19 protein-coding genes are annotated in these 16,744 nt (G+C 47.3%); 13 read left to right on the top strand and 6 right to left on the bottom strand.

All coding sequences use genetic code 11. The annotated features are described in order from the left end of the window. Nucleotides 1–6 precede the first annotated feature (6 nt). From QBE54_RS09460 to QBE54_RS09420, 9 genes are read left to right on the top strand one after another with little or no spacing between them, the layout of a single operon-like run. Nucleotides 7–768, top strand: a complete 762-nt coding sequence (locus QBE54_RS09460) for a type III pantothenate kinase (protein ID WP_369017944.1) — start codon at nt 7–9, stop codon at nt 766–768. Beyond that, nucleotides 752–1,126 (top strand): polymer-forming cytoskeletal protein, encoded by a 375-nt coding sequence (locus QBE54_RS09455; protein WP_369017943.1) that lies wholly within the window; start codon nt 752–754, stop codon nt 1,124–1,126. Before QBE54_RS09460 ends, QBE54_RS09455 begins: the two co-directional genes overlap by 17 nt. Beyond that, complete coding sequence (locus QBE54_RS09450; protein WP_369017942.1) at nt 1,104–2,021, top strand: quinate 5-dehydrogenase; 918 nt, start codon at nt 1,104–1,106, stop codon at nt 2,019–2,021. The genes QBE54_RS09455 and QBE54_RS09450 overlap by 23 nt, the downstream gene beginning before the upstream one ends. A 35-nt stretch (nt 2,022–2,056) precedes the next feature. Next, the gene (locus tag QBE54_RS09445) at nt 2,057–3,334 is read left to right on the top strand and encodes an aminotransferase class III-fold pyridoxal phosphate-dependent enzyme (RefSeq protein WP_369019432.1); all 1,278 of its coding nucleotides are present in this window, start codon (nt 2,057–2,059) and stop codon (nt 3,332–3,334) included. Nucleotides 3,335–3,341: 7 nt separating this feature from the next. Then, entirely contained in the window at nt 3,342–3,779 is a 438-nt protein-coding gene (locus QBE54_RS09440; protein WP_369017941.1) for a type II toxin-antitoxin system RatA family toxin, read from the top strand. Nucleotides 3,780–3,803: 24 nt separating this feature from the next. After that, on the top strand, nt 3,804–4,889 hold the full coding sequence (locus QBE54_RS09435; protein WP_369017940.1) for a shikimate dehydrogenase: 1,086 nt from the start codon (nt 3,804–3,806) through the stop codon (nt 4,887–4,889). Between the two features lie 18 nt (nt 4,890–4,907). After that, nucleotides 4,908–5,195, top strand: coding sequence for a hypothetical protein (locus QBE54_RS09430; RefSeq protein ID WP_369017939.1), 288 nt, complete (start codon nt 4,908–4,910; stop codon nt 5,193–5,195). A gap of 15 nt (nt 5,196–5,210) precedes the next feature. Next, nucleotides 5,211–6,926, top strand: a complete 1,716-nt coding sequence (locus tag QBE54_RS09425; RefSeq protein ID WP_369017938.1) for an FAD-dependent oxidoreductase — start codon at nt 5,211–5,213, stop codon at nt 6,924–6,926. A 22-nt stretch (nt 6,927–6,948) separates the two neighbouring features. Next, nucleotides 6,949–7,545 (top strand): hypothetical protein, encoded by a 597-nt coding sequence (locus tag QBE54_RS09420; protein ID WP_369017937.1) that lies wholly within the window; start codon nt 6,949–6,951, stop codon nt 7,543–7,545. Here the strand turns inward: QBE54_RS09420 and QBE54_RS09415 are convergent. Genes QBE54_RS09415 through QBE54_RS09400 form a run of 4 tightly spaced genes read right to left on the bottom strand, consistent with a single transcriptional unit; the run spans nt 7,542 to nt 11,464 of the window. Then, complete coding sequence (locus tag QBE54_RS09415; protein WP_369017936.1) at nt 7,542–8,687, bottom strand: aldo/keto reductase; 1,146 nt, start codon at nt 8,685–8,687, stop codon at nt 7,542–7,544. The genes QBE54_RS09420 and QBE54_RS09415 overlap by 4 nt on opposite strands. After that, nucleotides 8,674–10,059, bottom strand: a complete 1,386-nt coding sequence (locus QBE54_RS09410; protein WP_369017935.1) for a hypothetical protein — start codon at nt 10,057–10,059, stop codon at nt 8,674–8,676. Before QBE54_RS09410 ends, QBE54_RS09415 begins: the two co-directional genes overlap by 14 nt. Next, a complete protein-coding gene (locus tag QBE54_RS09405; protein WP_369017934.1) occupies nt 10,060–10,680 on the bottom strand; it encodes a cyclase family protein in 621 nt (206 codons plus the stop codon). 16 nt (nt 10,681–10,696) lie between these two features. Next, a complete protein-coding gene (locus tag QBE54_RS09400; RefSeq protein ID WP_369017933.1) occupies nt 10,697–11,464 on the bottom strand; it encodes an SDR family oxidoreductase in 768 nt (255 codons plus the stop codon). A gap of 56 nt (nt 11,465–11,520) precedes the next feature. On the opposite strand from QBE54_RS09400, the gene QBE54_RS09395 reads away from it, so the two are divergent. Beyond that, the gene (locus QBE54_RS09395; protein WP_369017932.1) at nt 11,521–12,054 is read left to right on the top strand and encodes a DUF123 domain-containing protein; all 534 of its coding nucleotides are present in this window, start codon (nt 11,521–11,523) and stop codon (nt 12,052–12,054) included. On the opposite strand, the gene QBE54_RS09390 is transcribed toward QBE54_RS09395, so the two are convergent. Together QBE54_RS09390 and QBE54_RS09385 are read right to left on the bottom strand one after the other, a co-directional pair. Beyond that, nucleotides 11,981–12,895 (bottom strand): DUF72 domain-containing protein, encoded by a 915-nt coding sequence (locus QBE54_RS09390; protein ID WP_369017931.1) that lies wholly within the window; start codon nt 12,893–12,895, stop codon nt 11,981–11,983. The genes QBE54_RS09395 and QBE54_RS09390 overlap by 74 nt on opposite strands. A gap of 97 nt (nt 12,896–12,992) precedes the next feature. Then, a complete protein-coding gene (locus QBE54_RS09385; RefSeq protein WP_369017930.1) occupies nt 12,993–13,853 on the bottom strand; it encodes a DMT family transporter in 861 nt (286 codons plus the stop codon). 61 nt (nt 13,854–13,914) lie between these two features. Between QBE54_RS09385 and QBE54_RS09380 the strand changes: the two genes are divergently transcribed. The 3 genes from QBE54_RS09380 (at nt 13,915) to QBE54_RS09370 (ending at nt 16,730) form a co-directional block, all read left to right on the top strand. After that, the gene (locus QBE54_RS09380; RefSeq protein ID WP_369017929.1) at nt 13,915–14,379 is read left to right on the top strand and encodes a TspO/MBR family protein; all 465 of its coding nucleotides are present in this window, start codon (nt 13,915–13,917) and stop codon (nt 14,377–14,379) included. Between the two features lie 105 nt (nt 14,380–14,484). After that, nucleotides 14,485–15,009, top strand: coding sequence for a Spy/CpxP family protein refolding chaperone (locus QBE54_RS09375; protein ID WP_369017928.1), 525 nt, complete (start codon nt 14,485–14,487; stop codon nt 15,007–15,009). Between the two features lie 266 nt (nt 15,010–15,275). Continuing rightward, nucleotides 15,276–16,730 (top strand): methyl-accepting chemotaxis protein, encoded by a 1,455-nt coding sequence (locus tag QBE54_RS09370; RefSeq protein ID WP_369017927.1) that lies wholly within the window; start codon nt 15,276–15,278, stop codon nt 16,728–16,730. Nucleotides 16,731–16,744 lie beyond the last annotated feature (14 nt).

The following is a 16,744-nucleotide window of genomic DNA, read 5'->3' as shown; positions in this document are numbered from 1 at the left end:
ACTTGTATGCTCCTTTGCATTGATGTAGGTAACACGCACACTAACTTCGGTGTTTTTGAAGCAGGGAGACTTCTTTGTTCTTTTCGGGTTTCCACCTCTATCCGGAGGACAGAAGACGAGTGGTATCTTCTTTTTTGGAACCTTTTGGAAAATAGTGGAATAGAATTCAATGCAATCAGACGGGTGGCCATCTCCTGTGTGGTGCCACCGGTTCTGAACGTCCTAGACCTACTTTTCGTTAAGAAAAACGGACTCTCAGTCTTGAAAGTGAGTCCAGGAGTAAAAACGGGTTTGGCTATAAAGGCAGAGGCTCGGGAAGTGGGTGCAGACCGGGTAGTCAACGCTGTGGCTGCATCTCACCTTTATGGTGGTGACCTCATCGTGATTGATTTTGGAACGGCTACCACGTTCTGCGCTATTACCAGAAAAAGAGAGTATCTGGGCGGGGTTATAGCGCCGGGAATCGGCATGGCCCGTGAGGCTCTCTATGAGAAGACAGCCAAGCTTCCCAAGGTGGACATTGAAGTTCCCGAGCATTGCATTGGCAGGAACACCGTTGAAGCAATGCACGCAGGGATATTTTTTGGTTACATTGGTCTGAGCCGGGAAATCGTCAGACGCATGAAGGAGGAGTTTTCACAGGAAGCTCGGGTGATAGCTACTGGTGGCTGGGGTATTTTTCTGCATCGTTACTGCGACTTCGTGGATGTTTTTAACCCGGTTTTGACTCTTGAGGGGTTGAGGATTATCGATGAACTCAATACTTGAGCGCATAAATCCCCAAGAAATGCTGCTTTTGGGGGAGGGAAGCGTGGTCAGAGGCACCTTGAAAAACGAGGAGGCTGCTCTGATTCATGGCACAATGGATGGGGAGGTCAGCTGTGGGTCTTTGTTGATTGCCAGGGGCGGCCAGGTTAAGGGAAGGGTGGAGGCCAGGTATCTGGAACTCTGGGGAGAAATCGATGCAAATTCCAGGGTGGGGAAAGCCTATTTTCTCAGAGGTAGCGTTATGCGAGGTGTAGTGCTTGCAAAAAGCGCAGGAATTGTGCCAGGTGCAACACTGGAGGGTAGTCTGGTGTTTCAAGCTGTGGAGGATGAGAGGGATGAAGCCCAAGAGAGTGGTTAGTATTAGCCTGGGTTCTTCTCGCAGAAATCACCGGGCAGAAATCGAGCTCTTAGGCCAGAAAGTCATTATAGAAAGAATAGGCGTGGATGGTGATAAAGAGCGGTTTAAGGAGCTTTTAAGAGAACTGGATGGGAAAGTCGATGCCTTTGGACTGGGAGGAGCAGACCTCTATTTGCGGGCTGGGAAGTACCGCTACCTGGTGAAGGATGTTGCCCGGCTGGTGGAAGGAGCTCGCAAAACGCCTATCGTTGATGGTGGTGAACTGAAAGGTGTCTGGGAATGTGAAATTCCCCTTCTTTTGCAGCGCGAGGGATTGGTGGATTGGAAAGGAAAAATTGCCCTTATCATGAGTGGTATGGACCGCTATGGTCTGGCTGAAGGCCTCCACCGTGCCGGTTGTTCTCTGCTCATTGCCGATATGCCCTTCGCTTTGGGTATTCCTATTGCCTTGCGCAGGCTGTGGACGCTTCGTTTCCTTTCCGTTTTGATGATGCCGGTTTTAAGGCGCCTACCCATAGATGTTCTCTATCCCACGGGAAAGAAGCAGGAAGAACGCACCCCTCGCTTCCCTTTCTATTTTGAGCGCTCCGATGTTGTGGGGGGAGACTTTCTTTATATCCGGCGTTTTGCTCCCCCGAAATTACCTGGAAAAATTATCATCACTAATACAGTTACTGCGGAAGACCTTGAAGAACTGCGTGGTATGGGGGTGCACCTTTTGATAACCACCACGCCTGAAATCCAGGGCAGGTCTTTTGGTACCAACGTTTTGCAAGCAGTTTTTGTGGCTCTGCTGGAGCGAAAGCCCGAAGAGATTGCCCCTGAAGAGTATCTTTCTCTCATGCACAGGACAGGTTTCAGGCCTCGGGTGGTAGTACTCAACGAGGTGAAATGACGAGCCTTTTTGAGGAGGCGATTACAATGGACTGGATTGAGCAATGCAGCGAAGAAGACAAAAAGCGTTTTGTGGAGGAAACAGTCGAAAAATATGCTCGATTTATCAACCCTGGTTTGGTTCGCCTTTTTAAGTTTGCCAACTTTAACACTGTGGAGTGGAAGGGAAAGGGTGCCAAAGTATGGGATATTTTTGGCAACCAATATATTGACTGCATAGGCGGATTTGGAGTTTTCAACGTGGGTCGCAATCATCCCCGGGTGGTTGAAGCCGTGAAAAGGCAACTCGATTACCTTCCGCTGTCCACCCGCACCCTTTTTAATCGCCAGCAGGCCGACCTTGCTGAGATGCTCGCGCAAATCACTCCAGGAGAGCTCCAGTATTCCTTTTTCTGTAATAGCGGTGCTGAAGCAGTGGAGGGAGCAATCAAGCTGGCGCGCTTTTACACGGGGCGTAAAAAGCTGGTTTCAGCCCTGGGCGGTTTTCACGGCAAAACCATGGGAGCGTTGAGCGTTTCCGGCCGTGAAGTTTATAAAAAGCCTTTTGAACCGCTTTTGCCGGAAACTTATCAGGTTCCCTTTGGAGACGCAGAAGCTATGGCTCAGGCTGTTGATGAGCAGACTGCTGCGGTGATTCTTGAACCCATCCAGGGAGAAGGTGGCATCATCCTCCCTCCGCCTGATTACCTTTCTGAAGTACGCAAAATCTGTGATGCGAGAGGAGCATTGTTGATTCTGGATGAAGTGCAAACCGGCTTGGGTAGAACGGGCGCTATGTTTGCTTGCGAGCATTATGGAGTGGTGCCGGATATTCTGGCTCTGGCCAAAGGGCTGGGAGGCGGAGTGCTGCCGCTGGGGGCTTTCATGAGCACCCCCCAGATCTGGACGGTTTTCGAGGACAATCCTTTTATCCACAGTTCAACTTTGGGTGGCAACCCCCTGAGCTGTGCAGCGGGAATCGAGACGCTTAAGGTTTTGCAGGAAGAAGAAATTCCCCAACAAGCCGCTCGCAAGGGGGAATACCTGCTTTCTGCTCTTCAAGGCTTGGCTATCCAGTTTGCTCCCCTCATTAAGGAGGTACGCGGTAAGGGTTTGCTCGTCGGGGTTGAATTTTTTGACTCTGATGTAGCTTCGCTTCTCGCCATGGAGATGGCACAGCGCAGGGTGCTGGTTGCTTATACCCTGAACAATCCCAAGGTTATACGTCTGGAACCACCGCTGGTGATTACTAAAGAAGAGCTGGATCTGGTGCTTGAGGTTTTCGAGGCATCACTAAAAAGCGTTCAGGGAATTCTGGAGGAAATAGGAGGGTGAGAGCTCAATGGCCAGAGTACGTGGTGAAATAGTGATTGAAGGCAACCCGGATGACGTTTACCAGAAAGCCAAAGATATCGAACGGCTGGCAAGTTTTTTGCCAGATCTTAAAGAAGTTAAGATATTGAAACAGGAAGGAAGCGAGGTAGAGAGTTTCTGGAAAGGAGAGTTTCAGGGTCGGGAAGTCAAGTGGACTGAAAGAGATGTCTGGGATGACACAGCCCGGGAGTGCCGTTTTTACGCAACGGGTGGCGATTTCAAAAAGTACGAAGGAGTGTGGCGCTTTGTCGAGGCGGGAGAAGAAAAAACTCGGGTAGAGCTCGAAATCGAGTACGACCTGGGCCTTCCCCTGGTGGGAGGTCTGATAAGTGCTTTCCTCAAAAAGAAAATGCAGGAAAACTTGCAGGCCATGCTGGAGGCACTCCAGAAATCCTGTCAGGGATAAAAATTTTAAAGCTGGTGATGGAGGATGGATAAAGACCGTTTCGCATTTATAATCCACGCCATGTCTGCTCAGGATATCAAGGATCATTTCAAGCCCCTAAAAATTCTTCCTTCCAGAGCGGTGGAATTTCTGGCTTCCAGGGTGAAGCCTTTTATCTTATCCGAGGTTCACGGAGTTCGTTCTCGGGCTACTGGCAAGGAAATAGAAGGTTATTTCGTAGGGTTACCTATGACCCCCCGGGTGCTTCTTGAGTATCCCTTTCCTTTTGTGGCTCGTAAAATTCGCGAGTGTGGTTTTCTGGCCCAGGAGAAAAAGGCAAAAATCATTGGTTTGGGAGCTTTTACTTCCGTAGCCGGGGATGGAGGGATTACTGTTAAAAAAGGGCTGGATATTGCTGTCACTACCGGGAATAGCTATACGGTGGCTACGGCTATTGAGGCTCTGAAAATAGCGGCCTCAAAGATGGACCTTGATTTGAATGAGGAAGAAATCTCGGTTGTGGGTGCGACTGGGTCCATTGGTAAAGCTTGTGCACTCATTCTGGCTGAAGAAGGAAAAAAAATACGCCTGGTAGGGCGAGACCCTGATAAAGTACGTGCTGTCCAGAAAGAAATAGAAGATAAGCTGGGAATCAAGGTTCCCGGCTTTGTGGACGTAGAGGAAGGCATTAGGAATTCGCGAGCTATTCTCACCGTAACTTCGGCTATTGGAGGCATCATCCGTGCCGATTGGATTGCCCGGGGAGCTGTCATTTGCGATGTGGCCCGTCCCCGCAACGTGGCTCATGAAGTGGCGAAGCAACGGAAGGATGTGCTGGTTATCGAAGGTGGCGTGGTGGATGTTCCTGGAGATCCCGATTTCGGGATGGATTTTGGTTATCCACCTGGTAAAGCCTATGCCTGCATGGCGGAAACCATGATTTTAACCCTGGAGGGACGTTTTGAAGATTACACGCTGGGTAAGGAGGTGGAGGTCGAGAAGGTAAAAGAAATTACCCGTCTTGCTGAAAAACATGGTTTTAAAGTTTCAGGGCTGCGTAGTTTTGGTCGGGAAATCAGCGATCAAGAAATCATCTTGATCAAAGAAGAGGCTTTGAAAAAGAATTCCTAATTCTTGGGGAGGGTAAAGATGGGTACTTTTTTGAGAATCGTGGGTATCATTGTCATGATTTTTGGAATTGCAGTGGCGGTTTTTTCGGTACTGGGACTGGGAAGTTTTATGCATTTTTTCCAATCTTCTTCGGAGTTTGCTCCTTTTGAGGGAGAGGAGTTTCCTCCCATGCAGGAGATGAGACCCTGGATGTGGATGGGAGGGGTAGCAGGAGCTGTTTTGGCTGGTTTTGGCACGTTTGTTGGGGGGGCAGCGCTTTTTTGCTTGGGTAGCATATACAACGAAGTCAGAAAACTGCGTGGATAGAAAGGAGTGAAGCATATGTCGAAGAAAGTGGTCATTATAGGTGGCGTGGCGGCTGGCCCCAAAGTTGCTGCAAAACTGAAGCGACTGGACCCGGAGGCTGAGGTGGTCATTCTGGAAAAGGGGAAGTTCCTCTCTTATGCGGGTTGTGGACTTCCCTATTACATCGGCGGTGATATCAAAGAGCAGAAAGAGTTAATGGAAACCCCGGTTGGGGTGATGCGGGATCCCGAGTATTTTGAAAAGATGAAAGGCGTGAAAGTCTACAATCGTACCGAAGCGTTGCGCATAGACCGCAAAAAGAAAGAAGTGGAAGCCCGCCGTATCGATACCGGAGAGGTGTTTTCGCTTACTTACGATTACTTGGTTTTGGCTACCGGTGCTGAAGTGGCCATTCCTCCTATCAAGGCAGTGGATCTGGAAAATCCGAATACTGAACTGAAGCTCCTGGATCTTGGTCATGTTTACACTCTGCATGGCATTGAGGATGCTGAAGCAATTCGCTGGACCATTCGGGAGAAGCTGGCCAAAAAGGCGGTGATCATAGGCGGTGGACTTATTGGGATGGAGATGACTGAGAGCTTGGTGAAAAGCGGGCTGGAGGTTACCATTATTGAAGTTCTTCCCGAGATTTTACCCATCCTTGATGAGGATATGGGAATTCTGGTGCGCCGCTATTGCCAGAAGAAAGGCGTTACTGTGAAAGTGGGAGAACGAGTGGAAAGAGTGGAAGGAGAAGGTGGTACGGTAAAAAGGGTTATCACTGATAAAAGTTCCTATGAGGCTGACCTGGTCATTCTGGCTACAGGTTTTCGTCCCAACGCAGATTTGGCTCGCAAGGCGGGTCTTGAGATTGGCCCCAACGGAGGCATTAAAGTGGATCTTTTCCTGCGCACCAGCGATCCCTGCATTTTTGCCTGTGGAGACTGTGTAGAAGTTGAAAACCTGGTCTGTGGAAAAAGTGCGTACATGCCTATGGGTTCTTTGGCCAACAAGCAAGGAAGAGTGGTGGCAATTAATATTGCTGGAGGTTCGGAAGCCTTTCGAGGAGCCGTCAACTCGGTCATCTTTAAACTTTTTGATTACACCATTGCTCGCTGCGGTCTGGGTGTGCGTCAGGCAAAGGAGATGGGATATGAAGTCGAATATGCGCTGGTTCCAGCTCCAGACAGGGCGCACTATTTCCCGGGCGCAAAGAGAGTCATCACTAAACTGGTAGTTGATAAAAAGAGTGGAAAACTGCTTGGTGGACAGTTCCTGGGTGAAGGGGAAGTTACCAAGAGCGTTTATGCCGTAGCTACAGCGCTTCACTATGGGGCAACGATTGAAGAAATTTCCAACCTCGATGTTCCCTATGCTCCTCCTTATGCTTCAGCAATTGACAATATCTGTGTGGCAGCCAATGTGGTTCGTAATAAACTTGAAGGTAAAATGGTAGGCATTTCGCCCCTTGAGGTGGAGCGTAAAAGAAAGCGGGGCGAAGATTTTTTGCTTTTGGATGTTCGCACTCCAGCTGAGTACCAAAAAGTTCGTATTCCGGGTAGTACTCTGATTCCCCTTGGTGCACTGCGCAGCAAACTTGACACTTTACCCCGGGACAAAGAAATTGTTGTTTTCTGTGCAGTTAGCTTGAGAGGTTATGAAGCTTCTCTAATTCTTAAGGCAGCTGGTTTTGAGAATGTGAAAGTTATGGACGGCGGTTTAGCTTGCTGGCCTTACGAGGTGGAGACCTGAGGCTTGAAAGCGTTGTAAAAGTATGAAACGGTTTGCCCGGAGCAGACTGTTCAATGTACTGATTGTTGTGCTTTTTCTGGTGGCCACATCTTTAGTCCTGGTCTTTCTTTTGCGTTCTCCCGAGAGATTGGGGGAGGAATCAGAGACAGAGGCTGAAGCTGAAAAGACTGAAGAGGCAGCGGAGTTGGGAATCAAGCTCCAGGGGATGATAGTCAGAGGCTGGGACGGTGATTTGCTCAAATGGCTATTGGAAGCACCTCAGGCCCAGCTTGACAAGAGCATAACCCGGATGCGCTGTGAAGGAGGCGTTCTGGTTTCTGTATTTGATGAAACGGGTAGTTTGCGGAGTACAATTCGTGCTGGCGAGGCAGAGCTGGATCTGGTAGAGGATGTTTTTAGCTTCAAAGGTAGCGTTGAGGCCGAGTCTGCTTCCGGGGATCGTCTTTTTGGTGAAGAGTTGGTGTATTATCCGGATGAAGAAAAAGTGGTTGCCCAGTCCCTGGTCAGAGTTTTGTTTGATCACAACTCGATTGAGAGCAAAGGCCTGGTGAGCGATATCGACTTTGAGCGCCCGGAATTTTTGGAAGTTGTTTCCGGGCGCTTTCAGATTGGCAATTAATTCTTCCTCTCAAAGAATTGCTCAACCTTTTTAAGCCAGTCTCGTATAGGTATCTGCTGGGGGCATTTTTCTTCGCAAATGCCGCATTCAACACAGTTACCTGGTCGCTCTTCTTCTTTGAGGAACCCAAAGTAGGTTTTTTCTGCCTGTTCTCTTTTATCCTGGAACTGAAAAACTTGATTGTAAAGACCAAAGAGGAAGGGAATGTTTACTCCCTGAGGGCAGGGGACGCAGTAGTGGCAGGTGGTACAGGGAATCGGCGCTTCTTTTTTAAGGATTGCCCGCACTTCATCTATGGCTTCCAGCTCTTCTTGGGTGAGTATTCCTGGGTGGGCGTTTCGGGCGATTTCGATGTTTTCTTTGACCTGTTCCATGGTGCTCATACCACTCAGGACTGTGGTTACCTCTTCCTGGTTCCACAGCCAGAGCAAAGCCCAGGCGGCAGGACTGCGATGGGGGTTTGCCTCTCGAAAGCGCTGCAGGGCAAATTCGGAGAGATTGACCAGATTGCCTCCTTTCAAGGGTTCCATGATTACCACTGCCAGCCCTTTGGAGTGGGCGTAAAGGAGGCCTTCTCTTCCTGCCTGAAAGTCAACGTCCAGATAGTTATATTGAATCTGACAGAACACCCAGGGATATGCATCAACTATTTTTTTGAAGGTTGGGAGGTCATCATGAAAAGAGAAGCCAAGGTGGAGAATATCTCCTCTTTCCATCGCTTTTTCGGCCCACTCGAGAACCCGGTGTTTGAGAACTGTTTCCCAGCGGTTTTTGTCAAGTGCATGTATCAGATAGAAATCGATATAGTCAGTGCTGAGTTTTTTGAGTTGTTCGGCAAGGTATTTGTCCAGGTCTTTTTCAGATTGAATCAGCCAGGTAGGCAACTTGGTGGCGATTTTGGTTTTTTCACGATACCCTTCCTTTAATGCTTTACCTACCACGATTTCACTGTTTCCTTTGTGGTAAGGGTAGGCGGTATCCACATAGTTAACTCCTTGGTCAATAGCGTAGCGAATCATGGCGATTGCTTCTTTTTCATCAATTTTTGACTCATCGTTTTTATCAAAGAGAGGAAGCCGCATGGCTCCAAAGCCAAGTATGGATACCTCAAAATCCAGTTTTCCAAATTTACGGTATTGCATTTTCTGACCTCCTTTCGGTGAGTAAACTTTCTGCAGTCAGCGTGTAGTCTGGATAAAAGAAAAAGGGATGCTGATGCTCATCAAGGAGCGTTTTGAGCTGGTCGGTAAGTCTCCAGGCATTTTCGATGAACGAGGAGTCTGGAAACAGTGCCCGGTCACCGCTCAGTATATCCAGTATGATTTTCTGGTAAGCCTGAGAAGATGCGCCCTTAAAGTTACCTGCGTAACTAAAATTGAGACGGGTGTCCATCGCAGAGAGTGTGGTGCCTGGCCTTTTGAGCCTGAGATAGAGATCTATCCTTTCTTCGGGCTGAATTTCCATATAAAGGGCGTTGGTGTAGTCAAGATGTGAGGAAAAAATCACTTTTATAAAAGAACGCTTTTCAGCCATTTTTTTGCCCGAAATCAGGTAAAAGGGGACCCCCCTCCAGCGAGGCGTAGCGACGAAAAGGGGAACTACAAAAAGAGTTTCCGTGGTTGAGTTCAGGTATCCGGTTTCTTCGCGATAGCTTGTGTATTGTCCGAGTTTAATGTGTTCTGGTGGTGGGAGATGTATCTTGGAAAGCAACTTGCTTTTTTCATAAGCCAGCGCTTCCAGAAAGCTGGCACATTCTCTGGGATCAGTTTCGCATAAAGGAGGTGCATCCACAGCGATTAGGGCCAGAAGCTGCAGAAGATGATTTTGTAGAACGTCCTTAATGGCCCCGGTCTGCTCGTAAAATACTTTTCTCTCTGCCACTCCCTCTCGCTCGCAAAGGCCAATGTGAACTTCCTTCACGAATTCTCTGGAGAGAAGCCTTTCCAGGAACCAGTTTTCGGCTTTCAGGATTATCAGGTTGAGGACGATTTCTTTCCCCAGGTAATGGTCCACATAGAAGATGTTTCTTTCCAGAAATGTTTGCTGCAGGGTTTGTTTTAATTTTTGGAAGCTGGGCAGATTGTCACCGAAGGGCTTTTCCAAAGCTACTTTGGCGTTTTTGAGAAGCGTTTCTGGGAAAAAGCTTTTTATCTGTCTCAAGGCATTTTGGTAGAGGTTGGGCAGGGTAGAGAGGTAAAAGATTGCTTCAGTGCAACATGCTGCAAGGTGCTGGTTCAATTTAACGAAGGTTGAGTCGTCTTCAATGTCACCTTGGAGGTAGTGGAGACATTTCCAGAATTCTCTTATGGAGTCTTCAGACAAAAGAGCAGGGTCTTTTTCAGTTAATGTTTTGAGCAAAAAATTTTGATAGTCGTCCTGACTGCTGAATCGCCGTCCTATGGCTACTACCTGGACGTTCTCAAGATCACCCCTGGCATACATGGTGACCAGGGCGGGGAATATTTTGTTAACGAACAAATTGCCTGTTCCTCCAAAAAAGATGAGGGTTTTCATTTAGAACCTCCAGAGGAGCACCCTGGCTGGTGCTCCATCGCATCCTTTGATATTCAAAGGAAAGGCAGATAGGAAATATGTTCCACATTGCACCTCATCAAGCTTGAGCCCTTCAATGATCAGGATGCCTTTGGAAAGCAAAATCTTGTGGGTGGGATGGCCGGGCTGGCTGCGCTCAATACCCAGCGAATCAATCCCAACTCCCCTAATCTCTTTTTCTGCTAAGAAGTAAGCCCCTTCCTGGGTGAGGTAAACATAATCTTCGCGCGAAAGATCCTGAAACGAGTTGTCAGTTTTGATGAGTAGGAAATGATCTTTGAGGATACAGGGTTCCCAGGGGAGTAATTCTTCCTTTCCAATGGCCTCTTTACCTCTTATTTCAATTAGCAGTGCAGGGCCAAAAAAGTTTTGCAGGGGAATCTGGTCAATGCTTTTTCCATCTTTGAGCATGTGCAGAGGGGCATCAACGTGGGTTCCAGTATGGCTTTCGAAAGTGATACGGGTCTCATTGGCTCCTTCTTCTATGCTGCGCACCTTTTCAAGTCTTGCTTTTTTATTGACCTCTCCCTTGTAAGAGGGCATGGTGGACTCAAGGGGTAAAGAAATATCGATTATTTCCAAAGTAATTCCCTCCTTTTTACTCTGCATAAATCATCTTTACCGTCATACCGCCATCGACGACCAAGTTCACTCCGGTTATAAAGGAAGCTTCTTCGGAGGATAGGAATAGGCAGGCATAGGCTATATCTTCGGGTTTGCCTACTCTACCTGCAGGGTGCTGCAGGTGGTCGATGTCCCGGAGCAACGGTTCTTTCCTGATGCTCCGCTTTTTCCAATTGGAGGTTTCAATCCACCCCGGTGAGATAGCATTTACCCGGATTCCGCGCGGAGCAAGCGATATGGCCATAGCGTGAGTCAGGGCAAGGATTCCACCCTTTGAGGCGGAATAAGCTTCGGTGTTAGGTTCTGACATCAATGCCCGTGTGGAGGCGATGTTGATGATACTTGCTCCCCGGGGCATCAATGGTAGAAGATAGCGAGTTACAAGGTAAACGCTTTGCAGGTTGGTAGCAATTACCCGATTCCACTCCTCAGTGCTCAGTTCTTCAAGCGGTTTCACAATATTTATTCCTGCGTTGTTGATTAAAATATCGACCCGGTTCCACACCTTAGCGAGGTGCGTTGCGCTTTCTCTGACTTCCGTTTCGCTAGCTACATCACAGGGAAGAGGCAAAAATCGAGAAGCAAGTCCTGAATATTCATCTTGCAGGTCCTCGAGCGCTTCCTGGTCTATGTCCCAGGGAGAAACCAGGGCTCCCTGTTCAGCAAATATTTTGCTTATTGCTCGACCAATACCCTGGGCTCCACCAGTTACGACCACTTTCTTATTTGTGGGAGAAAACATTTTTGACCTCCCCATAAAGTGAAGTTTACAATTAAAGTATAGCGGAGTTAATGCCAATGGCCAAATCCTATTTTCCCTGTAGCTATCTTTTGTTGGTCAGGTTTGATAAAGATGTATGGGTAAAAGTTGGGGCACTGGGTGAGGTTTTCCTGCCTGAAGGGTGGTATGTTTATGCAGGCAGAGCTAAAAGGGGTATTTATCAGCGGATCAGAAGACATCTTGGACGAGAGAAAAAGCGTTTCTGGCACGTTGATTATTTACTTGAGGGAGGAAAGGTGCAGGGGGTTGCAGTGTTCAAAGGTGACGTTGAATGTAAGCTGGTTCGTACTTTGTGTGAAATTGGAGTTTGTTCGGTTTTTCACCCGGGTTTGGGGTCTTCTGATTGTCGATGCAGGGCGCATTTTTTGAGAGCAAAAGAGAAACTCGTTTTTTCCTGGTTGAACATAGGAAGTTTTCTAAAGAAGGAGGGCCTTCTGGTAGAGGAAGTGATTGTCTGTTTTTCGGAGAAGGGTTCTCTCAAAGATTCTGAAATAAAAGTTCTTGCATCATCTGGGCATTGCGTATCGCATAATCCCGAAAGCAATTGTTGAACATAACAAAGATTCTTTCAGGGTTTGCGCTTTTTGACTTTTCCTGAATGACTCTGCTCCAGGTGGATAGTTCTTCTCTGGTATAAAAGTAGTTAAACCGTTCCCATACCGTGGCGTTCTTCTTCTGCCAGGCAGCACTGTTTCGTCCGTGGAAGCGAATTACCATGGTTGGGGAAGTAACCTCGACCACCGGAGGTACTGTCCAGGGAAGCTGGGGTTCGTCTACTGCCACATAGCTCATCTGATTTTTGCGTAAGAAGGAAAAGGTATGTCGTGCTTCTTCCTTACTTTTAAGCCAGCTTCGGTTGCGAAACTCGATGGCTATGGGAAAGGGGGCAAAGCTTTCTCGCAACTTTGAAAGGTGTTCCAGGTTCTCACTGGTTTTGGAAAACCAGGGTGGAAGTTGAAAGAGCAAATATCCCAGCTTACCTGCTTCAAGCATAGGCAAAAGAAGTGAAGAAAAGTAGTGGACAACTTCTTTTTGAAATTCTGAGGAACATTCCTTCCAGAAGATAATATCTTTGCTTTTTAGCTTTTGAGGTAAAGCATCCTGCAGGGTAAGGGGAAGTGTTTTCCAGGGTGTCTGGTGCGCGGTGAAAAGAGAAAAGGCCTTAACACCAAATAGGAAATCTTGAGGGGTTCGCTCTATCCAGTTCAAAACATTGCGAAGCGAAGGTAGGGCATAGAAAATGGAATCTATTTCCACCGTGTTGAAACAAGTAGCGTAGTAGCGTAGACGCTGTTCGCTGCTTTTGACCTGTTTGGGATAAAAACCACTTTCAAGGAGTGTTTTATCCGTCCAGGAACAAGTGCCAATGAAGTACTGGTTTTGGGCAATCACATTTTTTATTCTAAAGCACTGAGGTTCGATGTCAAGATGGCGAGTGGTTTGAGAAAGGGAGGTTCGCTGGTTTTTTTAAGCATTTCAGGTGTTCGATTTATTTTCTGTTTTTCAGCGACCACCAGGTTACTCCACAGATAACCAGCGCTCCTCCAAGCAATGACCATTTGCCTGGGGATTCCCCGATAACCAGGAATACCCACAGCGGGTTAAGTATGGGTTCAATTATGGGAATAAGGCAGGCTGCCAGAGCAGTTACCATTTTCACTGCCTTCACGTACAGGATGTATGGAAAGCCAATTTGAAGCGTCCCAAGGAGAAGTAGTGAAGTTACGCTCTTGGGGTCGAGAGGAAAATCTCGGAGCATAAAAGGCAAGCCTATCAGTGCAGTGAGCAGGTTTCCAAGCAGGACGGATTCGAAAGGCGAGCCGTCTTTTTGGAGCCGTAAAAATATGGCCAGCAAAGCAAAGGCCCAGCCACTGGCGATGGCTAAAAGATTTCCCAGCAGGTTGCTCCCTTCCAGTTTATCCAAGAAAAAAAGGAGCATTCCTCCAAAGACCGTGAAAATCGCCCACCAGTCCCTGTGGGTGGTTTTCTCACTCAAAACAGGACCAGAAAGCAGGGCCACGTAAATGGGAGCACTGTACTGAAGTAGAATGGCAGCAGCGGCCGTGGTTAACTTGGTAGCAGCTACAAAAAGGGCTACCGTTCCTGCATAGCTCAAGGCTCCACCAAGCTGAGGGAGGCTCCAGGTAAAGCGGGGATGACGTAAATAAAGCAGAAACACCAAAGCAGCAATGGCACTTCGTGTGCCAGCTATGGCCAGAGGATGCCAGGGAACCGACTTGATGAGCATGCCCCCGGTACTCCACATAAAAGCAGTGATTAGTAATAGAAAAGTGCCCTGTTTTATTCTGATTAGCATCGTTTTCCTATTATAGCTTTTCGCTGACTTCACCGAAAGAAGGTTTCTAAAGGTTTTTCGAAGTGTTATAATCCTGAAAAAGGAGGGAAGTGCCATGTTAACCTACTTAAAGTTCATCATTTCTGTGGCTATTCCACTGGTTGCCGGGTTTGCAGGTTCTCTATTCACTTCTCAGTCACTTGAAGACTGGTATCCAGCGTTGCGTAAACCCTTTTTTACTCCTCCCAACTGGTTGTTTTTTCCAGTCTGGACCACGCTCTTTGTGTTAATGGGGATTGCTTTTTATCTTGTTTGGCAGAGAAACTTTGCAGGTTACAGGGTAGTGCTCTATCTTTATTGCTTGCAACTTGTTGCTAACGTTCTGTGGTCCTGGTTCTTTTTCGGATTGCGCCGTCCGGAATGGGCTCTGGTGGATATCCTGGTACTCTGGGTGCTCATTCTGGCTTGCATTGTTTCTTTTTACCGTATTTCGCATCTTGCTGGATATCTGCTCCTGCCTTATCTGGGTTGGGTTTCGCTGGCCAGCTTTCTCAATTATTTTATCGTGCGCCTAAATTGACTTTACCTGTTCACAGAATTTTCACACTCCTTTCCTTGTTTTGCCTCAGCTCCCCTGTATTATGGAGTTGCATTACAAAAAAGCGAACAAGGGAGGTAGAGGCAGATGAAAAGAAAAACTCTAATTGGTTTGCTGGTTGGTGCGATGCTGGTTTTTGGAGTTGCTTTTTCAGCTTTTGCTCTGGCTGGACCAGGCAGGGGCTGGATGTGGCAGGAAGAAGGGATAGTTTCTTTCCTTGACAAACAATTTGACCTTACCGATGAGCAGGAAGCAAAATTTGATGAATTAAGGGTTCAGATGTTCGAGGAACTCAAACCTTTGCGTCTTGAGCTTCAGCAGATTCAGATGGACCTTCAGGAGGCTCGCTTAAAAGGTGAGTCTGGTGAGGTTATCAAGGAAAAACTTTCTCAACTGCTTGACCTGTGGGATAAGATTCAGGAAGTACACCTCAAATATGCCAAAGAGTTTCTGAATCTCCTTACTCCAGAGCAGCTTAGCAAAGCTTCTTTCCCGGCTTTCCCGGGTTGGGGTTTCTTTGGCGGTAAAGTTGGAGATACAGATAGACCAGGTTTTCGGGCTTTTGATGGACGAAAGGCTCCCCTCCAGAGAAGGGCTGGCCCCTGCTGGTAGTGGTAATGTAGGTCCTGTTTTTACGGAGTAGGGGTGAGCTTCTCGACAAGATGGGGCGCATTAATGCGCCCCATCTTGTTTTTATGTACAGGATTTTTAGTAGTTAGATTGTTAGATTTCTTTGATAAAAGCTCTCTATGGTGGTTAAGAGGCGCATTTTGGCAAAATATTTTATGTTGATTTTCTAAAGAAGCTCGGAGCGGGCTTCTTAACAAAACTTTTGCAGGAAGTACACGGCAATTTCGTTTGTTGAAGGAGGGCTGGAAGTGGCAAAAGAATTGAGCTTTGAACACTGTCAGGAAGCTGCGACAATTCTTGATTATGTGGAGGCACTTTTTCGAGGGGAGCGTCCCCGGGAACCTCGGGTTGTGTATCCCCTGCATGTAAAGGTTTTGAACGCCTTTAAAAGGCTTTTTGAAAACGAGGCGAGAATGTCGAAAGGCTCGCGAGAGCTGCTTGATGCTGCAGCTTCTCTGAGTAGTTTTGATGTAGAAATGGCTCATGTTGCTGGGGTTATATCGGAGCTTGCTGAGGAAATTAACAACATTAGCCAGTCCAATCTTGCAGTAGTAGAAGAAACTATTGCTGGTATGGATGAGGTTAATCGGGCTATTAGTCAAATTTCAGAAAATCTGGGAAGGTTGGTTGACGAAACCCGTGCGTTGCACAAGCAAAACGATGAAAGTATTTCTCTGTTGCAGGAAGTGGTTTCTCTTAAAGATGCTCTGCTACAAGAAGCACACATTATGAATGAAAAAAGTCAACGGTTAATCGATCTGGTCAAGGAAGTGGAGAAGATAGTGGATAGTGTGGAGGAAGTTGCAGAGCGCACTAATCTTCTTGCGCTTAATGCTGCTATTGAGGCGGCAAGAGCTGGTGATGCAGGACGTGGTTTCGCGGTGGTAGCTCAGGAGATTCGCAAGCTGGCAGATAACACACGTAAAAACCTGGAAGGAATGCGACAGTTTATGCAACACATTCAGGATACTGCTCAAGAAAGCGAGAGAAGCCTTCAAAGTACCATTGGAGCAAGCGAAAAGATCAGCGAAAAAATAGAATTGGTTCAGAATACAACCGAAAAAACAGTGGAAATGTTTGATAGGATAAGCGGGAATGTCGAGGAAGTTAATCACTTTGCGGATGAAATTCGCCGATCGGCTTTGGAAGTGAATCAGGCTATGGAATCTTTGGGTAAAGACGCAGAGCACCTGAGTCAGCTTACTGAGAAGGCTAATGATTATGCTCGTAAGGTTAACAGTATTTCTAAAAGAGCTTCTCATATTGATGATACCATCTCGGGAATAGTGGCTGAGATGTTTGAAGGATTGGAAAAAGGCCTACACAGGGTAACCGATGAAGAAATCATTGAGAGAATTGAAAAGGCTCGTCGTGCTCATGGTGAGTGGATGAAGCTTCTGGAGGAAATGGTCAAGACCATGCAAGTTTATCCTTTGCAAGTGAATTCAAGAAAATGCGCTTTCGGGCATTTTTACTATTCAGTTCCTTTAAACCGTGACGCTATCGTAGAAGAGTGGAGAGAAATTGAAACTGTTCATAACAGACTGCACCGCCTGGGTGAGGAGGTCATTGAAGCGATCAAAAGAGGAGATAAAATTTCTGCTGAATCCCTTTACAAGGAGACCTTTGATTGCTCAAAGGAACTGTTAAAACATTTGCAAGCCGTGGAAGAAAAGCTAAAGCTTGCCTCTGGTGTAGAGTGAGACTACTTGATCTT

The organism is Thermatribacter velox, assembly GCF_038396615.1.
GTDB lineage: Bacteria > Atribacterota > Atribacteria > Atribacterales > Thermatribacteraceae > Thermatribacter > Thermatribacter velox.
This window is presented reverse-complemented; position numbering and strand designations above follow the sequence as displayed.